Here is a 1,032-nt window from a genome sequence, read left to right as displayed (position 1 = left end):
TTACCCGTTGGCGGAATTAAATTTCAAGAATAAACATGTCTAAAAAGTTGCACATATCGCTGATTTTTAGTAACTTAGAGTGTTCAAAAATCTTTAAGCTATTTAATCATTGTATGTGCAACCTGTATGTAAAGTTCGTCAAATTTCTCGAGATATGCAAACAATTCTCAGGAAATCTTGTAAATGAGAGAGGAAATATCCGCCGTCCGGGACCGTTACCCCGATTCTCAGATCTGGAAGTTATTGCTCTGAGCCTTGCGGCAGAATCGGAAGGAATAGACAGTGAGAGCTGGCTTTTTTCCCATAAACTGAAGGACTGCAAGTCAGAAATACCGAATTTGATCTCCCGTCGTCAGTTCAATGACCGAAGGAAGACAACCGGCAGTCTGTGTGAGGAAATCCGCAAACTGATAGCCGGCAGAATAGATGGAGGAGAGGATTATTTCTGTATAGACTCCAGGCCTGTTGAAGTTTGTCGGCCGGCACGTGGCAGACGCTGTAAAATGGGAAGGACCAGCTTTGAAAAAGCTCCTGACTTCGGCTACTGTGCCTCTCAGAAAGTTTATTATTATGGATACAAGCTCCATGCCTTGTGTGGACTGAGCGGTGTTATTCACTCCTACGACCTTTCGAAAGCCAGCGTCCATGACATCAACTATCTCCAGGATGTCAGACAGGTCTATCACGATTGTAATATTATAGGTGACAAGGGGTATCTTTCTGCAGATATACAGCTTGACCTCTTCGAGACGGCACACATCAGGCTGGAATGTCCCTATCGCAAAAACCAGAAGGACAGAAAACCGATATTTGTTCCGTTTGCCAAGGCCAGAAAACGAATCGAAACTATATTTTCGCAACTTACAGACCAGTTTATGATTATAAGGAACTATGCCAAGGAAACAGATGGATTGTTTACAAGAATCATCGGAAAAATCAGTGCACAGACTTTCCTTCAATACATCAATTATGTCAACGGGAAGCCCATTGGGAAAATCAAGTATGCTCTAAATTAATTCCGCCAACGGGTAT

1 protein-coding gene is annotated in these 1,032 nt (G+C 42.7%); it reads left to right on the top strand.

Translation table 11 applies throughout. From position 1 onward, the window contains the following. Positions 1-35 precede the first annotated feature (35 nt). Positions 36-1,016 (top strand): IS982 family transposase, encoded by a 981-nt coding sequence (locus ACYRYG_RS13275; protein ID WP_293442287.1) that lies wholly within the window; start codon positions 36-38, stop codon positions 1,014-1,016. Positions 1,017-1,032: the final 16 nt, after the last annotated feature.

The sequence above is a fragment of the Segatella asaccharophila genome (assembly GCF_054687055.1).
This window is presented reverse-complemented; position numbering and strand designations above follow the sequence as displayed.